This window comes from Brevundimonas sp. GW821-FHT09G01 (assembly GCF_059416065.1).
In genome coordinates this window covers 251893-270436 of the sequence record NZ_JBWKOL010000004.1, presented here as the reverse complement: position 1 = coordinate 270436, position 18544 = coordinate 251893, and the positions used below count along the sequence as shown (strand labels likewise).

The 18544-nt window shown below is 69.2% G+C and carries 25 protein-coding genes and 1 other RNA gene; 10 read left to right on the top strand and 16 right to left on the bottom strand.

Going from position 1 to position 18544, the window contains the following annotated elements:
• Positions 1 to 42: 42 nt before the first annotated feature.
• From AC07NB_RS10575 to AC07NB_RS10565, 3 genes are all read left to right on the top strand, one after another.
• Positions 43 to 1281 carry an MFS transporter gene (locus AC07NB_RS10575; protein WP_494570803.1) on the top strand — a complete coding sequence of 413 codons (1239 nt, stop codon included), beginning with the start codon at positions 43 to 45 and terminating at the stop codon, positions 1279 to 1281.
• A 33-nt stretch (positions 1282 to 1314) separates the two neighbouring features.
• Positions 1315 to 1977: a phosphoribosylformylglycinamidine synthase subunit PurQ gene (purQ, locus tag AC07NB_RS10570; protein ID WP_291834499.1), complete on the top strand. Its 663-nt coding sequence runs from the start codon at positions 1315 to 1317 to the stop codon at positions 1975 to 1977.
• 61 nt (positions 1978 to 2038) lie between these two features.
• Positions 2039 to 2590, top strand: coding sequence for a sugar O-acetyltransferase (locus tag AC07NB_RS10565; protein ID WP_492312492.1), 552 nt, complete (start codon positions 2039 to 2041; stop codon positions 2588 to 2590).
• A 3-nt stretch (positions 2591 to 2593) separates the two neighbouring features.
• On the opposite strand, the gene AC07NB_RS10560 is transcribed toward AC07NB_RS10565, so the two are convergent.
• Positions 2594 to 2788 carry a hypothetical protein gene (locus tag AC07NB_RS10560; RefSeq protein ID WP_291834504.1) on the bottom strand — a complete coding sequence of 65 codons (195 nt, stop codon included), beginning with the start codon at positions 2786 to 2788 and terminating at the stop codon, positions 2594 to 2596.
• A gap of 78 nt (positions 2789 to 2866) precedes the next feature.
• Here AC07NB_RS10560 and AC07NB_RS10555 point away from each other — a divergent pair, with 78 nt between their 5' ends.
• The gene (locus tag AC07NB_RS10555) at positions 2867 to 3664 is read left to right on the top strand and encodes a TspO-related membrane protein (RefSeq protein ID WP_494570802.1); all 798 of its coding nucleotides are present in this window, start codon (positions 2867 to 2869) and stop codon (positions 3662 to 3664) included.
• A 56-nt stretch (positions 3665 to 3720) separates the two neighbouring features.
• Here AC07NB_RS10555 and AC07NB_RS10550 read toward each other — a convergent pair whose 3' ends face one another.
• Together AC07NB_RS10550 and AC07NB_RS10545 are read right to left on the bottom strand one after the other, a co-directional pair.
• Entirely contained in the window at positions 3721 to 3966 is a 246-nt protein-coding gene (locus AC07NB_RS10550) for a Tat pathway signal protein (RefSeq protein WP_291834510.1), read from the bottom strand.
• The gene (locus AC07NB_RS10545) at positions 3966 to 4112 is read right to left on the bottom strand and encodes a hypothetical protein (protein WP_291834513.1); all 147 of its coding nucleotides are present in this window, start codon (positions 4110 to 4112) and stop codon (positions 3966 to 3968) included. The genes AC07NB_RS10550 and AC07NB_RS10545 overlap by 1 nt, the downstream gene beginning before the upstream one ends.
• A 105-nt stretch (positions 4113 to 4217) precedes the next feature.
• Here AC07NB_RS10545 and purL point away from each other — a divergent pair, with 105 nt between their 5' ends.
• The 3 genes from purL to AC07NB_RS10530 are packed head-to-tail and all read left to right on the top strand — an operon-like array spanning position 4218 to position 7851.
• A complete protein-coding gene (purL, locus tag AC07NB_RS10540; protein ID WP_494570801.1) occupies positions 4218 to 6416 on the top strand; it encodes a phosphoribosylformylglycinamidine synthase subunit PurL in 2199 nt (732 codons plus the stop codon).
• A complete protein-coding gene (locus AC07NB_RS10535) occupies positions 6416 to 6775 on the top strand; it encodes a DUF305 domain-containing protein (protein WP_494570800.1) in 360 nt (119 codons plus the stop codon). The genes purL and AC07NB_RS10535 overlap by 1 nt, the downstream gene beginning before the upstream one ends.
• Positions 6772 to 7851, top strand: a complete 1080-nt coding sequence (locus tag AC07NB_RS10530) for a glycosyltransferase family 4 protein (RefSeq protein WP_291834521.1) — start codon at positions 6772 to 6774, stop codon at positions 7849 to 7851. The genes AC07NB_RS10535 and AC07NB_RS10530 overlap by 4 nt, the downstream gene beginning before the upstream one ends.
• Here AC07NB_RS10530 and AC07NB_RS10525 read toward each other — a convergent pair.
• The 13 genes from AC07NB_RS10525 to AC07NB_RS10465 form a co-directional block, all read right to left on the bottom strand.
• Positions 7848 to 8687 (bottom strand): DUF5694 domain-containing protein, encoded by an 840-nt coding sequence (locus AC07NB_RS10525; RefSeq protein WP_492312489.1) that lies wholly within the window; start codon positions 8685 to 8687, stop codon positions 7848 to 7850. The two genes, AC07NB_RS10530 and AC07NB_RS10525, sit on opposite strands and share 4 nt — an antisense overlap.
• An 85-nt stretch (positions 8688 to 8772) precedes the next feature.
• Positions 8773 to 9090: a BlaI/MecI/CopY family transcriptional regulator gene (locus AC07NB_RS10520; protein ID WP_291834541.1), complete on the bottom strand. Its 318-nt coding sequence runs from the start codon at positions 9088 to 9090 to the stop codon at positions 8773 to 8775.
• Between the two features lie 5 nt (positions 9091 to 9095).
• Positions 9096 to 9551 carry a MotA/TolQ/ExbB proton channel family protein gene (locus AC07NB_RS10515; RefSeq protein ID WP_492312488.1) on the bottom strand — a complete coding sequence of 152 codons (456 nt, stop codon included), beginning with the start codon at positions 9549 to 9551 and terminating at the stop codon, positions 9096 to 9098.
• A gap of 64 nt (positions 9552 to 9615) precedes the next feature.
• Positions 9616 to 10437 carry a TIGR00282 family metallophosphoesterase gene (locus AC07NB_RS10510; RefSeq protein WP_494570799.1) on the bottom strand — a complete coding sequence of 274 codons (822 nt, stop codon included), beginning with the start codon at positions 10435 to 10437 and terminating at the stop codon, positions 9616 to 9618.
• Positions 10438 to 10439: 2 nt separating this feature from the next.
• The gene (locus AC07NB_RS10505; RefSeq protein ID WP_492312486.1) at positions 10440 to 11000 is read right to left on the bottom strand and encodes a 5-formyltetrahydrofolate cyclo-ligase; all 561 of its coding nucleotides are present in this window, start codon (positions 10998 to 11000) and stop codon (positions 10440 to 10442) included.
• Entirely contained in the window at positions 10997 to 11224 is a 228-nt protein-coding gene (locus AC07NB_RS10500; RefSeq protein WP_494570798.1) for a hypothetical protein, read from the bottom strand. The genes AC07NB_RS10505 and AC07NB_RS10500 overlap by 4 nt, the downstream gene beginning before the upstream one ends.
• 23 nt (positions 11225 to 11247) lie before the next feature.
• A non-coding RNA gene (ssrS, locus tag AC07NB_RS10495) (6S RNA) lies at positions 11248 to 11408 on the bottom strand.
• A 51-nt stretch (positions 11409 to 11459) separates the two neighbouring features.
• A complete protein-coding gene (locus AC07NB_RS10490; RefSeq protein ID WP_494570797.1) occupies positions 11460 to 12818 on the bottom strand; it encodes a S41 family peptidase in 1359 nt (452 codons plus the stop codon).
• Entirely contained in the window at positions 12815 to 13297 is a 483-nt protein-coding gene (locus AC07NB_RS10485) for a MarR family winged helix-turn-helix transcriptional regulator (protein WP_494570796.1), read from the bottom strand. Before AC07NB_RS10485 ends, AC07NB_RS10490 begins: the two co-directional genes overlap by 4 nt.
• 68 nt (positions 13298 to 13365) lie before the next feature.
• Positions 13366 to 14016, bottom strand: a complete 651-nt coding sequence (locus AC07NB_RS10480) for a DUF4166 domain-containing protein (RefSeq protein WP_494570795.1) — start codon at positions 14014 to 14016, stop codon at positions 13366 to 13368.
• Between the two features lie 16 nt (positions 14017 to 14032).
• The gene (locus tag AC07NB_RS10475; RefSeq protein ID WP_494570794.1) at positions 14033 to 14575 is read right to left on the bottom strand and encodes a GbsR/MarR family transcriptional regulator; all 543 of its coding nucleotides are present in this window, start codon (positions 14573 to 14575) and stop codon (positions 14033 to 14035) included.
• A gap of 62 nt (positions 14576 to 14637) precedes the next feature.
• Positions 14638 to 14952 (bottom strand): cell division protein ZapA, encoded by a 315-nt coding sequence (locus AC07NB_RS10470; protein ID WP_291839674.1) that lies wholly within the window; start codon positions 14950 to 14952, stop codon positions 14638 to 14640.
• Entirely contained in the window at positions 14952 to 15365 is a 414-nt protein-coding gene (locus AC07NB_RS10465) for a hypothetical protein (protein WP_492312480.1), read from the bottom strand. The genes AC07NB_RS10470 and AC07NB_RS10465 overlap by 1 nt, the downstream gene beginning before the upstream one ends.
• On the opposite strand from AC07NB_RS10465, the gene tkt reads away from it, so the two are divergent.
• From tkt to AC07NB_RS10450, 3 genes are read left to right on the top strand one after another with little or no spacing between them, the layout of a single operon-like run.
• On the top strand, positions 15352 to 17301 hold the full coding sequence (tkt, locus tag AC07NB_RS10460) for a transketolase (RefSeq protein ID WP_494570793.1): 1950 nt from the start codon (positions 15352 to 15354) through the stop codon (positions 17299 to 17301). The genes AC07NB_RS10465 and tkt overlap by 14 nt on opposite strands.
• Positions 17302 to 17305: 4 nt before the next feature.
• Positions 17306 to 17701, top strand: a complete 396-nt coding sequence (locus AC07NB_RS10455; RefSeq protein ID WP_494570792.1) for a VOC family protein — start codon at positions 17306 to 17308, stop codon at positions 17699 to 17701.
• Complete coding sequence (locus AC07NB_RS10450; RefSeq protein WP_494570791.1) at positions 17701 to 18534, top strand: alpha/beta hydrolase; 834 nt, start codon at positions 17701 to 17703, stop codon at positions 18532 to 18534. Before AC07NB_RS10455 ends, AC07NB_RS10450 begins: the two co-directional genes overlap by 1 nt.
• The last annotated feature ends 10 nt before the right edge of the window (positions 18535 to 18544 follow it).

The following is an 18544-nucleotide window of genomic DNA, read 5'->3' as shown; positions in this document are numbered from 1 at the left end:
CCCATGTTGCAGTGCAACATTCTCTCCTCCCCGGTGATCGCCATGTCCCCTGCCGACTGCACGACCTGCAGCGACGCCGATGTCGTTTCCGAAACGCCTGCGCGCGGCCCCCTGGCGGTCAGCCTGGTGCTGACGGCTCTGGCGATGGGCGGGTTCGCCATCGGGATCACCGAGTTCGCGGCGATGAGCGTGCTTCCGGACTTCGCCAGCGGCCTCGGCGTCGACGAGCCGACCGCCGGCCACGCCATCAGCGCCTATGCGGCCGGGGTGGTGGTGGGCGCGCCCCTGCTGGCCGCGTTCGGGGCGCGGCTGCCGCGCTGGATCCTGCTGATCGTGCTCATGGGCCTGTTCGCGGCGGCCAATACGCTGAGCGCCCTGTCGCCGAATTTCGAGACCATGCTGGTGTTCCGCTTCCTCAGCGGTCTGCCGCACGGGGCCTATTTCGGCGTCGCGGCGCTGGTCGCCGCGTCGATCGTACCACTGAAATTCCGCACACGGGCGGTGTCGACCCTGCTGATGGGACTGACCCTCGCGACCGTGCTGGGCGTGCCGGTGGTCAATCTGATCAGCCAGGCGCACGGCTGGCGCTGGACCTTCGGCATCGTCGGAATGCTGGCGGTGCTGACCATGACGCTGGTGGCCCTGTTCGCGCCGCGCGATCCGGCGCATCCGGACGCCAGCCCCCTGCGCGAACTGAAGGCTCTGAAGAACCGGCAGGTCTGGCTGACGCTCGGCGTCAGCGCCATCGGCTTCGGCGGCATGTTCGCGGTCTACGCCTACCTGGCCTCGACCCTGCGGGAGGTGACGGGCGTGGGTCCGGAGGTTCTGCCCTGGGTCTTCGCCGTGTTCGGGGTCGGCATGTTCAGCGGCAACCTGCTGGGCGCCTGGGCCGGAGACCGGTTCGGCTTCAAGGCCGCGGCCGGAGTGCTGATCTGGAGCGCGGCGTCCCTGGCCCTGTATCCGCTGGCCTCGCATCACCTGTGGTCGATGCTGGTCATCGTGCTGTGCGTCGGCGCCGGCGGCGGACTGGGCGCGATCCTGCAGACCCGGCTGATGGATGTGGCCGGCGAGGCGCAGACGCTGGCGGCGGCCCTGAATCACTCGGCCTTCAACACCGCCAACGCGCTGGGCCCGCTGCTGGCGGGCGCGGCGGTGGCGGCCGGATTCGGCTGGGGTTCGACGGGCTGGGTGGCCGTGGGACTGACGCTGGGCGGCCTGGCCATCTGGCTCTGGGCCTGGCTGGACGGACGCGTCTCGCGCCCGACCGTCACGGCGGCCTGACAAACGCCCCGAACCCTGCTAGGAGGCCGCGCCATGAGCGCAGCCGTCATCGTCTTCCCCGGTTCCAACTGTGATCGCGATTGCAAGGTCGCCGTCGAACGCTCCACCGGCGAGCAGGTCCAGATGGTGTGGCATCAGGAGACCGAGCTGCCACAGGGCCTCGACCTGATCGTCCTTCCGGGCGGCTTCTCCTACGGCGACTATCTGCGCTGCGGCGCTATGGCGGCGCAGGCCCCGATCATGCAGGCGATCCGCAAGGCCGCCGACGACGGCGTGGCTGTCCTGGGCATCTGCAACGGCTTCCAGGTGCTGTGCGAGGCCGGGATGCTGCCGGGCGCCCTGCTGCGCAACTCGGGCCTCAAATACGTCTGCAAGCCGATCAGCCTGACGGTCGCGAACGGCCAGACCCGCTTCACCTCGGGCTACCAGGGCCAGCGCGAGGTCGTCATGACCCAGGGCAACGGCGACGGGAACTACTTCGCCGACGCCGAGACGCTGGCGCGGCTTGAGGGCGAGGGCCAGGTGGTGTTCCGCTACGTCGACAACCCCAACGGCTCGGTCGCCGACATCGCCGGCATCCAGAACGCGCGCGGCAACGTGCTGGGCATGATGCCCCACCCGGACCGGGCCTTCGAGGCCGAGCTGGGTTCGGCGGACGGCGCCACCCTGTTCCAGAGCATCTACAACGCCGCCTGATCGGGCTTGACCCGGGCCGTCCGAGCGGTCGTTCTCCGGACTGGAGAGCGAAGGGGCGCCCATGTTCATCAGTGAACGCCAGAAGATGATCTCGGGGCAGCCGTACAATCCCGGCGATCCCGAACTTCAGGCCGACCAGATCGCCGCCAAGCAGTGGATGGTGCGCTACAACGCCTCGCTGGCGGCGACGCCGGCGGACAGGCGCGACCTGCTGCGCCAGCGGCTGGGCGAGGTCGGCGAAGGCGCGGTGATCCGCCCGCCCTTCCACTGCGACTACGGCTACAACATTCGTCTGGGCCGCAATGTCTTTCTGAATTTCAACTGCGTGATCCTGGACGTGTGCGAGGTCGAGATCGGCGACCTGACGCAGATCGGGCCGGGGGTGCAGATCCTGGCCGCCGACCATCCACGCGATCCCGGCGAGCGGGCGCGCGGCATGGAATTCGGCAAGCCCATCACGATCGGGCGCAACGTCTGGATCGGCGGCGGGGCGCTGATCCTGCCGGGCGTGACCATCGGCGAGGACGCCGTCGTCGGCGCAGGATCGGTCGTCACCCGGGACGTGGCTTCGGGCGCGACCGTGATGGGCAATCCGGCTCGCGCGAGACGCTGACCGTCAGTTTTCCAGATCGTCCGCGATATTGCGGACCACCGGATCGCCCGGCTCGTCATCCTCGTCGACATCGGGCGTGACGATCCCGCCCGGATCGCGCTGGGCCTTCAGCTCACGCTCGCCGAGGCCGAGGCCCTGCTCACGCGCGCGGTCCGTCTGGACGAAGTCGGTTTCGAAATGGGGTTTCTCTTCAGCCATCGGTCTTCTCCGCAGATATGAAGAGGGAACCGGTCCGGGACCCGGCGGTTCCGATGAAGCGTCGCCGCAGGAGCTTGCATGTCGTCCATCATCCGCCCCACCGCCGCCCAGCAGACCCGGCGTCTGATCGTTCTGGCCTGCGCGGTCTTCGCCGTCGTCGTCGCCCAGGCGCAGATGCTGCTGGGCTGGGGCCAGACCGCGGGCGAGTTCGCGGCGGACAGCGACGCGACCCTGAAGGTGGCGGGCTACGCCTTCGCCATCTGGGGCGTGATCTATCTGGGGCTGTTGATCTACGCCGTGCGGCAGGCGTTGCCCGCGACGGGCGAGAGCGCGCTGCTGACCCGGCTGGGCTGGCCGTCGGCGGCGGCCTTCCTCGGCATCGGCTGGTGGATCGTGGCGGCGGCCGTGGACTGGGAGGCCGGCACGGTGATCCTGATCTTCGGCTCGCTGCTGGTGCTGCTGGTTCCGCTGCTGCTCAACGCTCGGACCATCCGGGCCCTGCCCCGTACCGACCGGGAGCGCTGGACCGTGGTCTGGCCGCTGGCCCTGCTGGCGGGCTGGCTGGGCGTGGCCGCCCCGGTGAACCTGCTGACGGTGCTGACCGGCAACGGCGACCTGCCGACCGTGCTGTCGCCCACCCTGTGGGCCCTGCTGGCCATCGTGGTCGTGATGATGAAGGCGCTGGCCGTCACATGGACGCTGCGCACGCCCGCCTACGCCCTGCCAATCGCCTGGGGTCTGCTGGGGGTGTTCGTGGCCGAGCTTGAGCGCAACCCGGCGCTGGCGGGCGGCGCGATGGTCGCGTCCGGCCTGACGCTGGTCGGCGCCTTCATCCTGACATTCCGGCTGAAGCCGCCGGTCGAAAGGCCGGATTGAGACCTGAAGCGAATCTGAGCTGAGCCGGACCGCGTCCAGCTCAACCGATTTCGCTCTCAGAGCCGTCCGGCGAAGGGCGGGGCGCCGGGCTCGGGGTCATCGGGGTCGTCGTCCGCGGCGCCCACGTCGAAGGCACCTGATTCGTCGAAGCCGACGCTGCCGACGCCCGTGGCCGAACCGGTCAGGCGCTGGCGGCTGGCCATGGCCAGTTCCGGGGCCAGCGCCTTCAGCCGGGCCGCCTCCACCGGATCGTTCGAAAGGTCCATCTGCTGATGGTCGGGGGTGATGTCGTCGCGGCGCATCAGTCGTCCTCCTGTCCGCCGTCGTCATTAGCCGCCTCGCGGGCGGCGCGTTCGGCCAAGGCCGTGGCGCCGGCGTCGTCTGCGGCGATGGTCGGGGTGTCCGGGTCTTCCGGCGTGGCGGCCGGATCGATGGGCTGGTCGGGCATGGGAGGCTCCTTCAGCGGGCGTTCCCCGATTCAATGGCCACGCGGGGCCGATGTTCCGCTCTGCAAGGCTGACAGAGGGGTCTTCTGTCGCTAGAAGGCCGGGCCATGAGCGCTCCTGAAAAGACCATGGCCGAGCTGGCCGCCGAATACGGCCTGGCCCCGAACGAATATCAGGTCGTCCTCGACCGGCTGGGCCGCGAGCCCAACCATGTCGAACTGGGCGTCTTCTCGGTGATGTGGTCCGAGCACTGCTCGTACAAATCCTCCAAGATCCATCTGGGCAAGTTCCCGACCAAGGGACCGCGCGTCATCTGTGGGCCGGGCGAGAACGCCGGCGTCATCGACATCGACGACGGCGACGCCTGCATCTTCAAGATGGAGAGCCACAACCACCCGTCCTACATCGAGCCCTATCAGGGCGCGGCGACGGGCGTGGGCGGCATCATGCGTGACGTCTTCACCATGGGTGCGCGCCCGGTGGCGTTGCTGAACGCCCTGCGCTTCGGCGACGTGAACCACGAGAAGACCAAGCGTCTGGTCTCGGGCGTGGTCTCGGGCATCGGCGGCTACGGCAACTGCGTCGGGGTTCCGACCGTGGCCGGCGAGACGAATTTCCACGCCGGCTACAACGGCAACATCCTGGTCAACGCCATGTGCGTGGGCCTGGCGAAGTCGGACGCGATCTTCTACTCGGCCGCGCCGTCGGCGGGCTTCAGCGTGGTGTATTTCGGCTCCAAGACCGGCCGCGACGGCATCCACGGCGCGACCATGGCCTCTGCCGAGTTCGACGAGGATTCGGACGAGAAGCGTCCCACGGTTCAGGTCGGCGATCCCTTCGCCGAGAAGCTGCTGATCGAGGCGACGCTGGAGCTGATGGCCTCGGGCGCGGTCGCCGCGATCCAGGACATGGGCGCGGCGGGCCTGACCTCGTCGTCGGTCGAAATGGCCGGCAAGGGCGGCGTCGGCATCGAGCTGAACATGAACGCCGTGCCCCAGCGCGAAGAGGGCATGACCGCCTATGAGATGATGCTGTCGGAAAGCCAGGAGCGGATGCTGGCGGTCCTGAAGCCGGGCCGCGAGGCCGACGGCCACCGCATCTTCGAGAAATGGGGCCTGGACGCCGCCGTGATCGGCGTGACCACCGACACCGGCCGCCTGGTGCTGAAGCATCACGGCGAGACGGTCTGCGACGTGCCGCTGGCCCCGCTGTTCGACGACGCGCCGATGTACGACCGTCCCTGGGTCCAGCCGGCGCTGCACCCGCGCCTCGATCCCAAGGAGGTCCCCGCCCCCGAGAGCTGGGTCGATGCGGTGATCAAGGTGCTGACCTGCCCCGACATGGCCTCCAAGCGCTGGATCTGGGAGCAGTACGACCGTCACGTGATGGCTGACACTCTGCAGGATTCGTCCACCGGCGCGGACGCCGGGGTGGTCCGCGTGCACGGGACGGACAAGGGGCTGGCCGTCACCTCGGACTGCACCCCGCGCTACGTCCAGAACGACCCCTATGAGGGCGGCAAGCAATGCGTGGCCGAGGCCTGGCGCAACCTGACCGCCGTCGGCTCCCTGCCCATCGCGATCACCGACAACCTGAATTTCGGCAACCCGCAGCGCCCCGAAATCATGGGCCAGATCGTGCGCGCGATCGACGGCATGGCCGAGGCCTGCCGCGACCTGGACTTCCCGGTCGTGAGCGGCAACGTCAGCCTCTACAACGAGACCAACGGCGCCGCGATCCCGCCGACCCCGACGGTCGGCGCCGTGGGCCTGCTGTCCAACTATGACGTGACCGTCGGCTTCGGCGGCGCTGTCGAAGGCGACGTGCTGGTGCTGATCGGCGAGACGCACGGCGAGCTGGGCGCCTCGATCTATCTGCGCGAAGTGCTGGGCCGCGAGGACGGCGCCCCGCCGCCCGTCGATCTGAAGCTGGAGCGCAAGACCGGCGACTTCGTGCGCGACCTGATCACGAAGGGCGACCTGACCTGCGTCCACGACCTGTCCGACGGCGGCCTGATCGGCGCGGCGGCGGACATCGCCCTGGCCTCGGACGTCGGGGTCGAGCTGGACGCCACCTCGGCGACCCACGCCCACGTCTTCCTGTTCAGCGAAGACCAGGCCCGCTACCTGGTCGCCGTGTCCGACCCGACCGAAGTCATCGCCAAGGCCCAGGCCGCCGGCCTGCACGCGTCGGTCGTCGGCCGCGCCAAGGGCCGGGACTTCCGCTCGGGCGAGCTGTTCACCCTGCCGCTGGATCACCTGCGCGAGATGCACGAAAGCTGGATGCCGAACTGGATGAACGGCTGATGCGCGTCGCCGTGTCAGGGCTGGCGGCAATCCTGACGCTGGCCGCCTGCGACGGCGGCGGCGACCCGGTCGAGCAGGCCCTGCGCGAGACGGCGGCGGCGAACCAGTCGGCGACCGTGACCTATGACGAGAGCGCCGCGCCTCAAGAGGTTAGTCCCCCGGCCGCGCCCACCGAAGCCGAGGCCGCCTACGCCGAGGTGATGATCCGGGAGAACCGCGAGGCCATCACCACGGCGCGCGCCGTTCTGGCGGACTCCCGGGACCCACGCATTCGCCGGTCGGCACAGGCGGTCATCGACAACCGGACGCGTGAGATCGCCGAGCTGGAATCGTTCGTCCCGAGCGCCCCCGCCGAATGAGAATCGCGATCGTCCTGCCCCCGGGCGGCCTGTTCGCTGTTGAGCAGCCGAACTCCATCGAGACGGTGATCCGGACGCTGGCCACGCAGGCGGGCGAAGACGAAGTCCTGAAGATCTTCTGCGACGAGGGCGCCAGGACGCACGGCGATCTGCCGGTGCACGTCACGCCGGCGGGCGGCGACCGCCACGAGCGTCTGGTCCAAGCCCTGGAAGCCTTCGCGCCGGACATCATCGAGTTTCACCAGCACGCCATCAGCGCCGCCCGGTTGGCCCGTCGGTTCCCAAAGGCGCTTCGGCTGCTGTACCGCCACAATGACGTCAAAGCGCCTCGCAACCCGATCGACATGTGGCGCTACCGCCAGCGCTACAAGGCGTTCGACGGGCTGATCTTCGTCAGCGAGGCGTCCCGCGCCGCCTTCATCGCGGTCTATCCCACCTTCGCCGATCGCGCCTTCGCGGTGCGAAATCCGATCGACGCCACGCTATGGGCCGCATCCCCGGACACCCGTGAGCCGCTGATCGTCTTCGCCGGTCGCGCCATTCCGGAAAAGGGCATGGACCTGCTGTGCGAGGCGCTGCCGGACGTGCTGAACCGGCATCCCGAGTGGCGGGCGGAGCTGTTCCTCGGCGACTGGCGGAAACACGTGGGCTGGGCCGGACCTCACGTCGAGCGGATGCTGGCGCGCACGGACCGGGTCGTCATCCGGCCCCATGCCCCGCTGACCGAGGTGCGGGAGGCGACGCGGCGCGCCGCCATCGCCGTGGTCCCGTCCGTCTGGGCCGAGCCGCTGGGCCTGTCGGCATTGGAGGCCCACGCCGCCGGAGCGGCCCTGGTGTCTTCCGGCCGAGGCGGTCTGCGGGAGGTCAGCGGTCCGCACGCCGTCTATGTCGAGCCTCTGACCGCTGATGCGTTGGCGACCGCCATCGAGGCCCTGATCACCGATCCGGAACGGCGCCTGGCCCTGGCCCGCACCGGCCAGGACCACGTGATGAAAACGCACACGCCCGCCGCGCGCGCGGCCGAACTGTCGGCCCTGCGCCGCCGCCTGCTGGACGCCCGGGCGGTCGCGCCCTAGGGCAGCAGGTAGTCGTTGGGCTCGACCAGCTTGTAGCCCGGCGTGGTGCTGACCATCTGGCGGAGCCAGTAGTTGTGGCCGGCGCCGTAAAGGATCACGATCCGGTCGCCCGGTCGCGCGACCTGCCTCAGGTGGGCGAAGATGACGGCGTTGCGGGTGTACCAGCGGCCGTTGAGGACGGCGCCCGGCTGGGCGTCGCCGGCGCCGAACGTCAGGAGCTGGGCGTAGACGCCCTGACCGTAGGCGATGTGCTCGGGCGTGTTCATCCAGGCCAGCAGTTCAGCCACCGTGCCGGTGTGCTGGCGGCGTTCCATCTCGGCCGAGATGGCGCCCATCTGATCGTTCAACGCGGCGAAGTCGGCGTCGCGGCCGTTGGCCCGCACCCACTGGATCACCTCGTCGAACGGGAAGTAGGAGGGCTGGCCTTCCCGGTCGTTCTCGTCGATGGCGTAGACGCGCTGGATCCCCAGGTCGTGGGCGAGCCGGTAGCCGATCTGCACCCGCTCGTCGGCGTCGGTCAGCACGTCGGCGGGCGTGTAGTTCGGATAGGCCTGATCGAGCAGGGTCGTCCGGTCGTCCGCGATCCGCTCGATGCCCAGGGCGGTGGGGTTGAACCGCGCCAGCGCCCGCGACACGGCCTGAAGCTGGGCCTGTTTCTCCGGCGTCAGGACCGAGTCGATGCGGGCGTTGTGAACGTCCTGACCCGGATTATCCATGTGATAGCTGCCGAGGATCATCACCTCGATGGGCGCGGGTTCAGGCGCCGGTGCGGCGGTCTGGGCCAGGGCGGCAGTCGGCATGACAAGGGCGACGAGGGCCGCGACGACTTTCAGCATGATGATCTCCCCGGAGGCTTTCACCTCTATGAGGCGTCGGCTGTAACGCACGGATGCGGCGGGGCGAGTTAAGTCTTGGACAGGTTCAGCCCTTGTCCGACCGGTCCCGCCGCGCATGCGCGACCAACGCCTCGAAATCCCCGCCGAACAGCCGGTCGACGAGGTCGCCGATCTCGGCGTCCAGCCAGACGTCGCGCGCCAGCACGGCGTGATAGCGCTGGCGCCCGTCCTCGCGCTCGGAGCGGACCGCCCCCTTCTGCATGAGGCGATGCAGAAGGGTCTTGATGGTGGCGTCGCCCCACGGCTGGCGCGACTTGACCTCGTCCATCAGGGAGGCGGCGGACAGCGGCCCGCAGCGCCACAGGGCGGCGAGGACGGCGCTCTCCGCCTCGGTGACGGCGATGCGGGTCAGGACCGCAGCACCGCGCGGTCGATGCGCGCCTCGACGATCCAGTTGCAGATGACCGCGACCACGCCCGCGATCAGGCCGAGGACGAAGATGAAGGCCGCCTCGGCCACGCCGGGAGCGAGCACGTTGTACGGCGGCTGCTCGCCGATATTGGCGATGCCGATGTTGATCATCAGCACATTGTAGGCCGCACCCAGCAGGCCGATCAAAGGCCCGCCCAGACGCAGGGCCTGGAGATAGGCCGATCCGCCGGTCAACCGAGGACCCGACAGGACCTTGAGCACCGTGACGACGATGGCGGCGATCGCTGAGACCAGCAGCAGCACCATGATGAGCTTCATCGCCGGCGCGGCGTCGGCGAAAACTACAGCCGGGGTGATCCGGGTCTGCGCGAGCGCCAGTCCGGGGATGAGCGACGCCGCGGCGCCGATGGCAGTGAGACGGATGGTCGACATGGCGCCCTCTGGATTACGTTTGTAATCCAGTCAGATTACGCATGTAATCTTTCGCGTCAATCCCTCAGAGAACCGGGATCGCCTGGCTCAGCCGCCCGCCGACCCGGATCGGCTCGACGCGGGTGGCCAAGCCGGTGCGGTCGTCGGTCTCGACATAGACGCCGCAGATGGTGGCCGGGCCGTGCGCGGGGGTATAGCGACCGCCCGAGATGCGGGTGGTGAAGCGCCGCAGGGGCTCTTCCTTCTCGTTGCCGATGACCGAGTCATAGTCGGCGCAGGCGCCGGCGTCAGTCTGGTACGCGGTGCCGCCGGGCAGGATCTGGCAGTCGGCGGTCGGGACGTGCGTGTGGGTGCCCACCACGAGCGACGCGCGCCCGTCGCAGAAATGGCCCATGGCCATCTTCTCGCTCGTCGCCTCGCAATGCATGTCGACGATGATGGCGTCGGCGGCGATGGCCAGCGGACAGGCGTCCAGTTCCTTCTCGATGGCGCCGAAGGGATCGTCGACGGCGTCCATGTGGATGCGGCCGAGGGCGTTCATGACCAGCACCGTCTTGCCCGAATGGGTCTCGAACAGATTGGCGCCGGCGCCGGGGGCGTCCATCAGGCGCGGATAGTTGAGCGGCCGGATCAGGCGCGGCTCGCGCACGATATAGGTCAGGGCCTCGCGCTGGTCCCAGCTGTGGTTGCCCAGGGTCAGACAGTCGGCGCCGGCCATGAACAGCTCGTTGGCCGTGTGCTCGGTGATGCCGAAACCGCCCGCGGCGTTCTCGGCGTTGACCACCACGAAGTCGAGCTTCAGGTCCCGCTTGAGACCGGGCAGGTGGTCGGTGAGGCCGTCGCGGCCGGACTTGCCGACCACATCGCCGAAGAACGCGAGACGCATATTCAGAGTACCTTTCGGGCGGCGGTATAGCCGACCTCGGTCAGAACGCCATGCAGGCGGATGTCGTGCCCTTCGAGCGGCAGGTCCTCGACCTGCTGTCCGGCGTAGGCGAAACCGATGCGGATCGCGTCCGGCAGGGCGGCGAAGGTGCGGTCGTAATAGCCGCCCCCCTGCCCCAGCCGACCGCCCCTGGCGTCGAAGGCCAGCAGGGGGGCGAGGATCAGCTCTGGCGTGACCGTTTCGGCCAGCGGCAGGGGCGCGGGAACGCCGGCCTGGTCCAGCTCCAGCGGTTCGCCCGGCGTCCATAGGCGGAAGACCATCGGCGCGTCGAGCGCCGTCACCACCGGCAGGCACAGGGTCCGTCCCTGACGGGTCAGGGCCAGGGACAGGGCGCCCATGTCCAGTTCGGAGCCGATGGCGCGATAGACCGCGACCGGATCGCCCGGCGGGAGGGCTCCGACATGGTCGGCGGCGCGGGAGGCGGCCTCGGGATCGAGTCCGGCTAGGCGCTTGCGCAGTGCGCGGGCCTCGGCGCGCAGGGCCGCCTTGTCATGAGGGGTCAAAGCGAAGTCCGAGCGTCGCTGCGGTAGGTGAAGGCGACGACGGCGAGATAGACGGCGATGATGAGGCCCCGCGCGCTCCAGGCGAGGGCGCCGTCAGCCGGATCGATGATGACGCCGGCGCCGATCATGGCCAGGATCATGACGGCGGTGGCCGCCCAACCCTCCCACGAGGCCGGGGACGCGCCCCAGCCGAACGCCTTGGGTCCGAACCAGCCGCGCTTCATCGTCAGCTCCGGGGAGAAAGGGTGGCGGCGCCGCAAGAACCGTGAAGGGCGTTTAAATCCTCTCGACCTGGGTAGCCAGGTGGGCTCCGTGTGCCCGGGCCCTCGAGCCCAAACAGGGACAGATCCCTTCGAGTGAATTAAGGTCGCGAGGAAATGTTGCCTTCGACGTGGGCCGCAGCAGGACCCGCCGCCGAGCAAGATAGTCCTTCACCCTCTCCGGCGCCAGTCCCGGGTCCTAGGACCGGGGGAAGCGGATGGGCGCCGCGTCGCTGATCCATTGCGACTCCAGGGCGTCTCCGGTCAGGCGGACGCGGAACCGGTCGTCGAAGCCCTCGACGGCGAACAGGCCGTCAGCGGTCAGCGGGGTCAGACGCGCGGTCTGGCCATTGGTTCGGCGGTAGAGCAGGACTCCGTCGGCGAAGAGGATGCGGCGGCTCTGATAGTCGCCGGCCAGGGCCCGGAGCCGGGCGACGGGAATAGTGACGGGGTGCATGCGCGCCTCGATCCCGATGCGGGCCCATTCCCAGTCGGCGCGGTCGGCCGGGTTCGCGTCTGGCCGGGCCTCAAGAGCAGCCAGGGCCAAGGCCTGGGCGGCGTCCAGTTCCTGACCGTCGGGCGCGGCGACATCGGGAGAAATTCCGACAGCCTCCCAGTTGGTCCCGGAGACCGGATGAACCGGCCGGCCGAAGGAGACGCTGAGCATGAAGGCGGGCGCGACGGGTTCGAAGCCGTTGTTGTTGGCGGCGCCGGCCGTCTTGGACCCGACCAGGGTCCCCAGGTGGAACTGCTGCATGTCGTAGGCGAAGGCCTCGGCGGCGGAGCCGACGTTGGCGTTGATCAGGACGTAGACCGGCTTGCCCTTGATCCGCCCGGACGGGAGATACTCGAGGGTGCGGGATTGCGAAGGCGCCTCGCCGCTCCGGAGGAAGGTCATCTCCAGCTGGTTGCCGTCCATGAAGTGGCTGATGAAGTAGCGGACGGCGCCGTGCGAACCGCCCCCGTTGTTGCGGATATCGATGATGACGGCGTCGCCTTCGCGCAGGAAGCGGGCGGCTTCGTCGTAGGCCTCGCCGGTGCGGTCATCGACCCAGTGGAACTGGGTGATGCGCAGGTAGCGGACGTTGCCGGGCAGCAGGCGCATGTCCGACAGGCCGTGGTTGCCGCGCACGGCGCCGCGCTCCCACAGGGCCTCCAACGCCGGGTTCCGGGCTTCCGGCTCGGCCGGGCCGGAGATCGCGGCGGCATACTGGGCCGGGTCCACGTTCACATACATGTGCCGATCGCCGCTGGAGTCGCGCAGGTCTTCCGTCAGCCGGTCGGCGAAGGTCCGGGGCACGGTCTCGTCATAGCGGCCGGACGCCAGACCCTGGTCTAGCCGGGCCAGGATGGCGGGAACGCGGTCGGGGAAGACATAGCGCTCCTGGACGATCTGCTTGATGCGGGCGACGGCGGCGGCGCGCTGATCGGCTGTGAGAGGGGCGAGCGGCGCTTCGCTCCGGGCGACCGCCACGGGGGCGGCGCGCTGGGCCAGCACAGGGGAACCCGTCAGGCAGGCCAGGGCGCAAACGGAAACGGCGAGGCGGAAACGGGTCATCGGTCAGCTCCGGTTTGGGGGGAGGACGCCGCCGCGAGGCGGTCGGAGAAGGGTTGGCGGTCGAGGGCCTCGAGGGCGCGGGTCAGCACGTCAGCCAGCGGTTGGCCGATGTCGGCGTCGAGCCCCGACGCCGCGGCGGCGGTGGCGGCCCAGCAGCGCTCCAGCAGGGGGAGCTGCTCCATCGCGAAGGGCGTCAGGGCGACGATGCGTTCGCGGGCGTCGACGCCCGGCTCCAGCGCGACCCAACCCCGCCTGGCCATCTGGCTGACGGTCTGGCTGACGGCCGAATGGGTGACGCCGGTTCGCGCCGACAGGACGCGGAGACTGGCCGGGCCATGGTTCACCAGGGCGCGCAGGATCGGCGTGAAGCGTGGGCGGTAGTCGAGGCCCGCATTGACGTAGGCCTGCTCCACAGCGCCGTCGAGATGCTCGATCAGGCGGCGAAGCAGGACGCCGTGGGTGCGCTGCGAATAGGTCATGCCGAAAGATGTATAAGCGCTGTTACATCTTCGCAAATGACAAAGAAGAAAGGTGTTTCCCTCTCGCTTCAGGCGTCGTGGAAGACCGCGTCCTGGCCGAGCAGGCGGCCGAGCAGTGGATGGTCCAGCGCCAGGGTGAAGGCGAAGCGCCCCTCGCCCAGGTCGCGGTGGGTGATGGTCAGGGCGCCGGGCTCGGTCCAGCGCGGCAGGCGAAGGCGCAGGCCCAGCACGGTCGCGAAATAGAAGGCGCTGCGGAATACCAGCGCGCCCTCTTCCGCCGCCACGGTCAGGGCCATGCCGACGCCGCCGCCGACATGCTCTTCCAATCCCGTGGGGCCGGCAAAGCGCTTGGCGCTGTGGATCACCTGCGGGAAGCCGGTCTTGCGCACATACATGCGGCTCCAGACCTGACCTCGACCGACGGCGTCCTCGGTGACGGCGACCACCGCGGCGCCCGGTTTGAACACCAGCGGCAAGGGGCCGCCGATCAGCCGGGCGGCCTGGGCCAGCAGGCGGCCCATCGGATGCGCTTCGACGGCGACGACCTCGCCGCGATAGACGACGGTGGCGCCGCCCTTCATCCGCTTGGAGAAGCGGCGGCGCACGGCGAGAGGAAGCGCGGCCCAGTCCTCGGCGGGGAGCAGGGCGCGGAAGCGGAGGTCGGCGAGCTCGCCGTCCTGCGGCTGAATCCCAGTCCTGATCGTTGCAACAGCCCCCACCGTCCCCTCCTCTTCATTACTTGCCGCCGGGAATAAGCGCCGCGATGCGGGCGCCCAGTTTCAGCAGCGCCATCAGCTTGGGCCGAGCGACCGTGGTGATCTGGCCGTACCAGCGGTCGATCGTCTCGGTGAACTCCAGCATCTCCCTCAACCGCTTCAGCGCGACCGGATGGACCGTCGGGTCCGCTTCGGCCTCGGCCACGCATTGGCGAAGAGTCTCCAGCGCGGGATCGATTTCCTTGGCCTTGCGCCCGGCGGCGATGCGGGAGGCGACCTCCCAGACATCGACCTCGGCCTCGAAATGGTCGCGGCGGTCGCCCCGGATCGGGACCCGCCGGATCAGGTTCCAGGCCAGCAGCTCCTTGAGGGAGTTGGAAACGTTGGACCGCGCCATCTCCAGCGTGACCGCGATGTCCTCGGCGGTCATCGGCTTGTCGGCGGTCATCAGGAAGGCGTGGATCTGGGCCACCGAGCGGTTCACGCCCCAGAAGCCGCCCATCTCGCCCCAATGGAGGACGAAGCGTTCGAGCGATCCGGGCAGTTTCTTTATTTCTGTCATTACAGAAATATCAGACACGACAGATCATGAGTCAATCGCGCGCCGAGACTGGACGCTGCGACCTAAAGTCCCTGGGCGATCTTCTCGAGGCGGGCGGCGACGGCGTTCAGCGCCTCGGCGACGCCGTCGGTGGTGGCGACCGGCTCGCCCACAGGGGCGGAGCCGCCGCCGTTGGTGCGGGCCTCGTGCAGTTCGTCGGCCAGCAGCAGGCCGGCCATCAGGAACAGGCGCAGGTCGCCGACGTGACCGACCTCGCCCGACACCTGCCGGACGTGACCGTCGAACTCGGCGGCCAGGGCGCGGACCCGGTCTTCCTGACCGTCAGCGCAGCCGACAGCGTAGGGACGGCCGTTGATCTCGACCGTGACGGTGGCCATCAGCGCCCCTCCTGTTCGGAGAGGGCCAGGCGAATCGCGTCGGCGGCGCGGGCCAGGGTCTCGGCGGCGTCGCGGCCGGCGGCCTCGAGCTCGTGAATCCGGGCGCGGTCGGTCTCGCTGGACGGCTGGGGCGCGAACAGATCATCTTCGGGCACGCGGCTGCTTCCCGCGGCGCGGCTTTTCAGGTCGAGCAGACGGCGTTCGAGCAGGGCGAGAGCCCGATCAACGCGATCCTTTGCGGCCGATGCAGCATCCATCCGGTCAGAACCTCCAGAATCCGTATAGAACCCGCGCACGCGTCGGGGTAAAGCGGCGCGCCTCCCTTTTTCCGCCTTCCGACGAAAGGTCTCCACAGTGACCGACGCCAAAGCCGTATCCGCGAAAGCCACTCCGAAGCAGATGGCCGACGCCATCCGGGTCCTGGCGATGGATGGTGTAGAGAAGGCGAAGAGCGGCCACCCGGGCATGCCGATGGGCATGGCGGACGTGGCGACCGTGCTGTTCTCCAAGTTCATGAAGTTCGATGCGAGCCGTCCCGACTGGGCCGACCGCGACCGCTTCATCCTGTCGGCGGGCCACGGCTCGATGCTGATCTACGCCCTGCTGCACCTGACCGGATACAAGGCCGCGACCAAGGAAGAGCTGTCGAACTTCCGCCAGTGGGGCTCCAAGACCGCCGGCCACCCCGAGTATGGCCACATGCCGGGCGTCGAGGTCACCACGGGTCCGCTGGGTCAGGGCCTGGCCACCTCGGTCGGCTTCGCGCTGGCCGAGCGTCATCTGGCGGCCAAGTACGGCGACGATCTGGTGGATCACCGCACCTGGGTCATCGCCGGCGACGGCTGCCTGATGGAAGGCGTGTCGCAGGAAGCCATCGCCCTGGCCGGCCGCCTGAAGCTGAACAAGCTGACGGTGCTGTGGGACGACAACGAGATCACCATCGACGGCAAGGTGTCGCTGTCGGACGCCACCGACCAGAAGGCGCGCTTCAAGGCCGCCGGCTGGGCCGTGAAGGCCGTCGACGGGCACGACATGAAGGCCATCAAGTCGGTGCTGGCCTGGGCCGCCAAGCAGGACAAGCCGACGCTGATCGCCTGCAAGACCAAGATCGGCAAGGGCGCCGCCACCATGGAAGGCAGCCACAAGACTCACGGCGCGGCGCTGGGCGCGGCCGAGATCGCCGCCACCCGCCTGGGCCTGGCCTGGGATCACGATCCCTTCGAAATGCCGGAGAATATCCTGTCGGCCTGGCGCAAGGTCGGCCGTCGCGGCGCCAAGGACCGCAAGGCGTGGGAAGCCCGCCTGAACGCCTCGAAGCAGGCGGCGGACTTCACCCGGGCCATGAAGGGCGACCTGCCGGACGGCGCCTTCGCCAAGCTGGACGCCAAGATCGCCGAACTGGTCGAGACCAAGCCCGCCCAGGCCACGCGCCAGTCGTCGGGCGCGGCGCTGGACGAGCTGTTCGCGGCGGTGCCGGAACTGGTCGGCGGCTCGGCCGACCTGACCGGTTCGAACAACACCTTCGTCAAGGACACGCCGATCCTGGACGCCCCGACCTATGAGGGCCGCTACATCAACTACGGCATCCGCGAGTTCGGCATGGCCGCGGCGATGAACGGCCTGGCGCTGCACGGCGGGGTCATCCCGTACGGCGGCACCTTCATGGTGTTCTCGGACTACAGCCGACCGGCGATCCGCCTGGGCGCCCTGATGGGCGTGCGCGCGATCCACGTGCTGACCCACGACTCCATCGGCCTGGGCGAGGACGGCCCGACCCACCAGCCGGTCGAGCACCTGGCCGCCCTGCGCGCCATTCCGAATCTGCTGGTCTTCCGCCCGGCCGACACGATCGAGGCGATGGAAGCCTGGAAGATCGCGCTGCAGACCAAGGACGCCCCGTCGGCCCTGGCCCTGTCGCGCCAGAAGACCGCCGCCGTGCGCGTCACGGCCTCGTCGGAGAACCTGACGGCCAAGGGCGCTTATGAACTGCGCGCCGCCAACGGCGAGGCGAAGGCGACCCTGTTCGCCACCGGCACCGAGGTTTCGCTGGCCCTGGCCGCCGCCGACCAGCTGGAAGCCGAAGGCACGCCGACCCGCGTGGTCTCGGTTCCCTGCTTAGAGCTCTTCTTCCAGCAGCCCAAGGCCTATCAGGCCTCGGTCATCGGCCGGGGCACGGTGCGCGTCGCCGTCGAGGCCGCGATCCAGCAGGGTTGGGAGCGCTTCATCGGCGAGGACGGCGCCTTCGTGGGCATGACCGGCTTCGGCGCCTCGGCCCCGGCGGAAGTGCTGTACGAGAAGTTCGGCATCACCACCCAGGCCGTGGTCGCGGCGGTCAAGGCGCGGCTGTAAGGCCGTGTCCCGCCTCGGCGCCGTCAGCCTGCTGGTCCGTGACTACGACGAAGCGATCGCCTTCTATGTCGGCAAGCTCGGCTTCGATCTGACCGCCGATATCGACCAGGGCCGCAAGCGCTGGGTGACGGTGACGCCAAAGGGCGGAGACACCGCCCTTGTGCTGGCCAAGGCCACGACGCCGGAACAGGTCGCCCGTATCGGCGATCAGGCCGGCGGGCGGGTCTGGCTGTTCCTGGAGACCGATGATTTCGCCCGCGACCACGACGCGTGGACGGCGGCGGGCGTGACCTTCCGCGAGACGCCGCGGCATGAACCCTATGGCGTGGTGGCGGTGTTCGAGGATCTGTACGGCAACGCCTGGGACCTGATCGAACCGACCAAAGGAGAGACCGTCTGATGATCCGCGCCGTCGCCGCCCTGATCGCCCTGCTGGTTTTCGCGGCCCCGGCGGCCGCGCAGACCACCGGCCCCGAGCCGACGCCCATCGTCATCGGCCAGTCCTACGCCCTGCCCTCCGCGACCTATGGCGGGACGCGGGAGATCAACGTCTGGCTGCCGCCCGGCTACGCCGAGAGCGGCAAGACCTATCCGGTGCTCTACCTGCTGGACGGCGGGCAGGCGCAGGACTTCCACCACATCTCGGGCCTGGCCCAGCTGGGGACCATCGTCGGCACGACGCGGGACGTGATCGTGGTCGGCGTCGCCTCGGTCGACCGCCGCAACGAACTGGCCCTGCCGACCGAGGATCCGGAACTGATCGCCCGCTATCCGACGCAGGGTCAGTCGGCGCGCTTCCGCGACTTCCTGTGGAAAGAGGTCCAGCCGTTCGTGGAGGGCCGCTTCCGCACCGACGGCGAGACGGCCCTGATGGGCGAGTCGCTGGCGGGCCTGTTCGTGGTCGAGACCTTCCTGAAGGAGCCGCAGCTGTTCGACGCCTACGTCGCCGTCAGCCCCAGCCTGTGGTGGGACGGCGGGCAGCTGGCGCGACAGGCCGGAGCCCATCTGCGGGATCACTCGAACGATCCGCGCACCCTGATCCTGACCATCGCCGACGAGGGCGGGGAGATGCAGGCGGCCATGGACGTGCTGGTGGGCAATCTGCGCCAGTACGCCATGCCCGGCGTGACCTGGGATTATCAGCCCCGCCCGACCGAGAACCACGCCACCATCTATCACGGCGCGGCGCTGGACGCCTTCCGGCGGCTGTACGCCGTCCCGCCCGAAAACTGACTGGAGATCC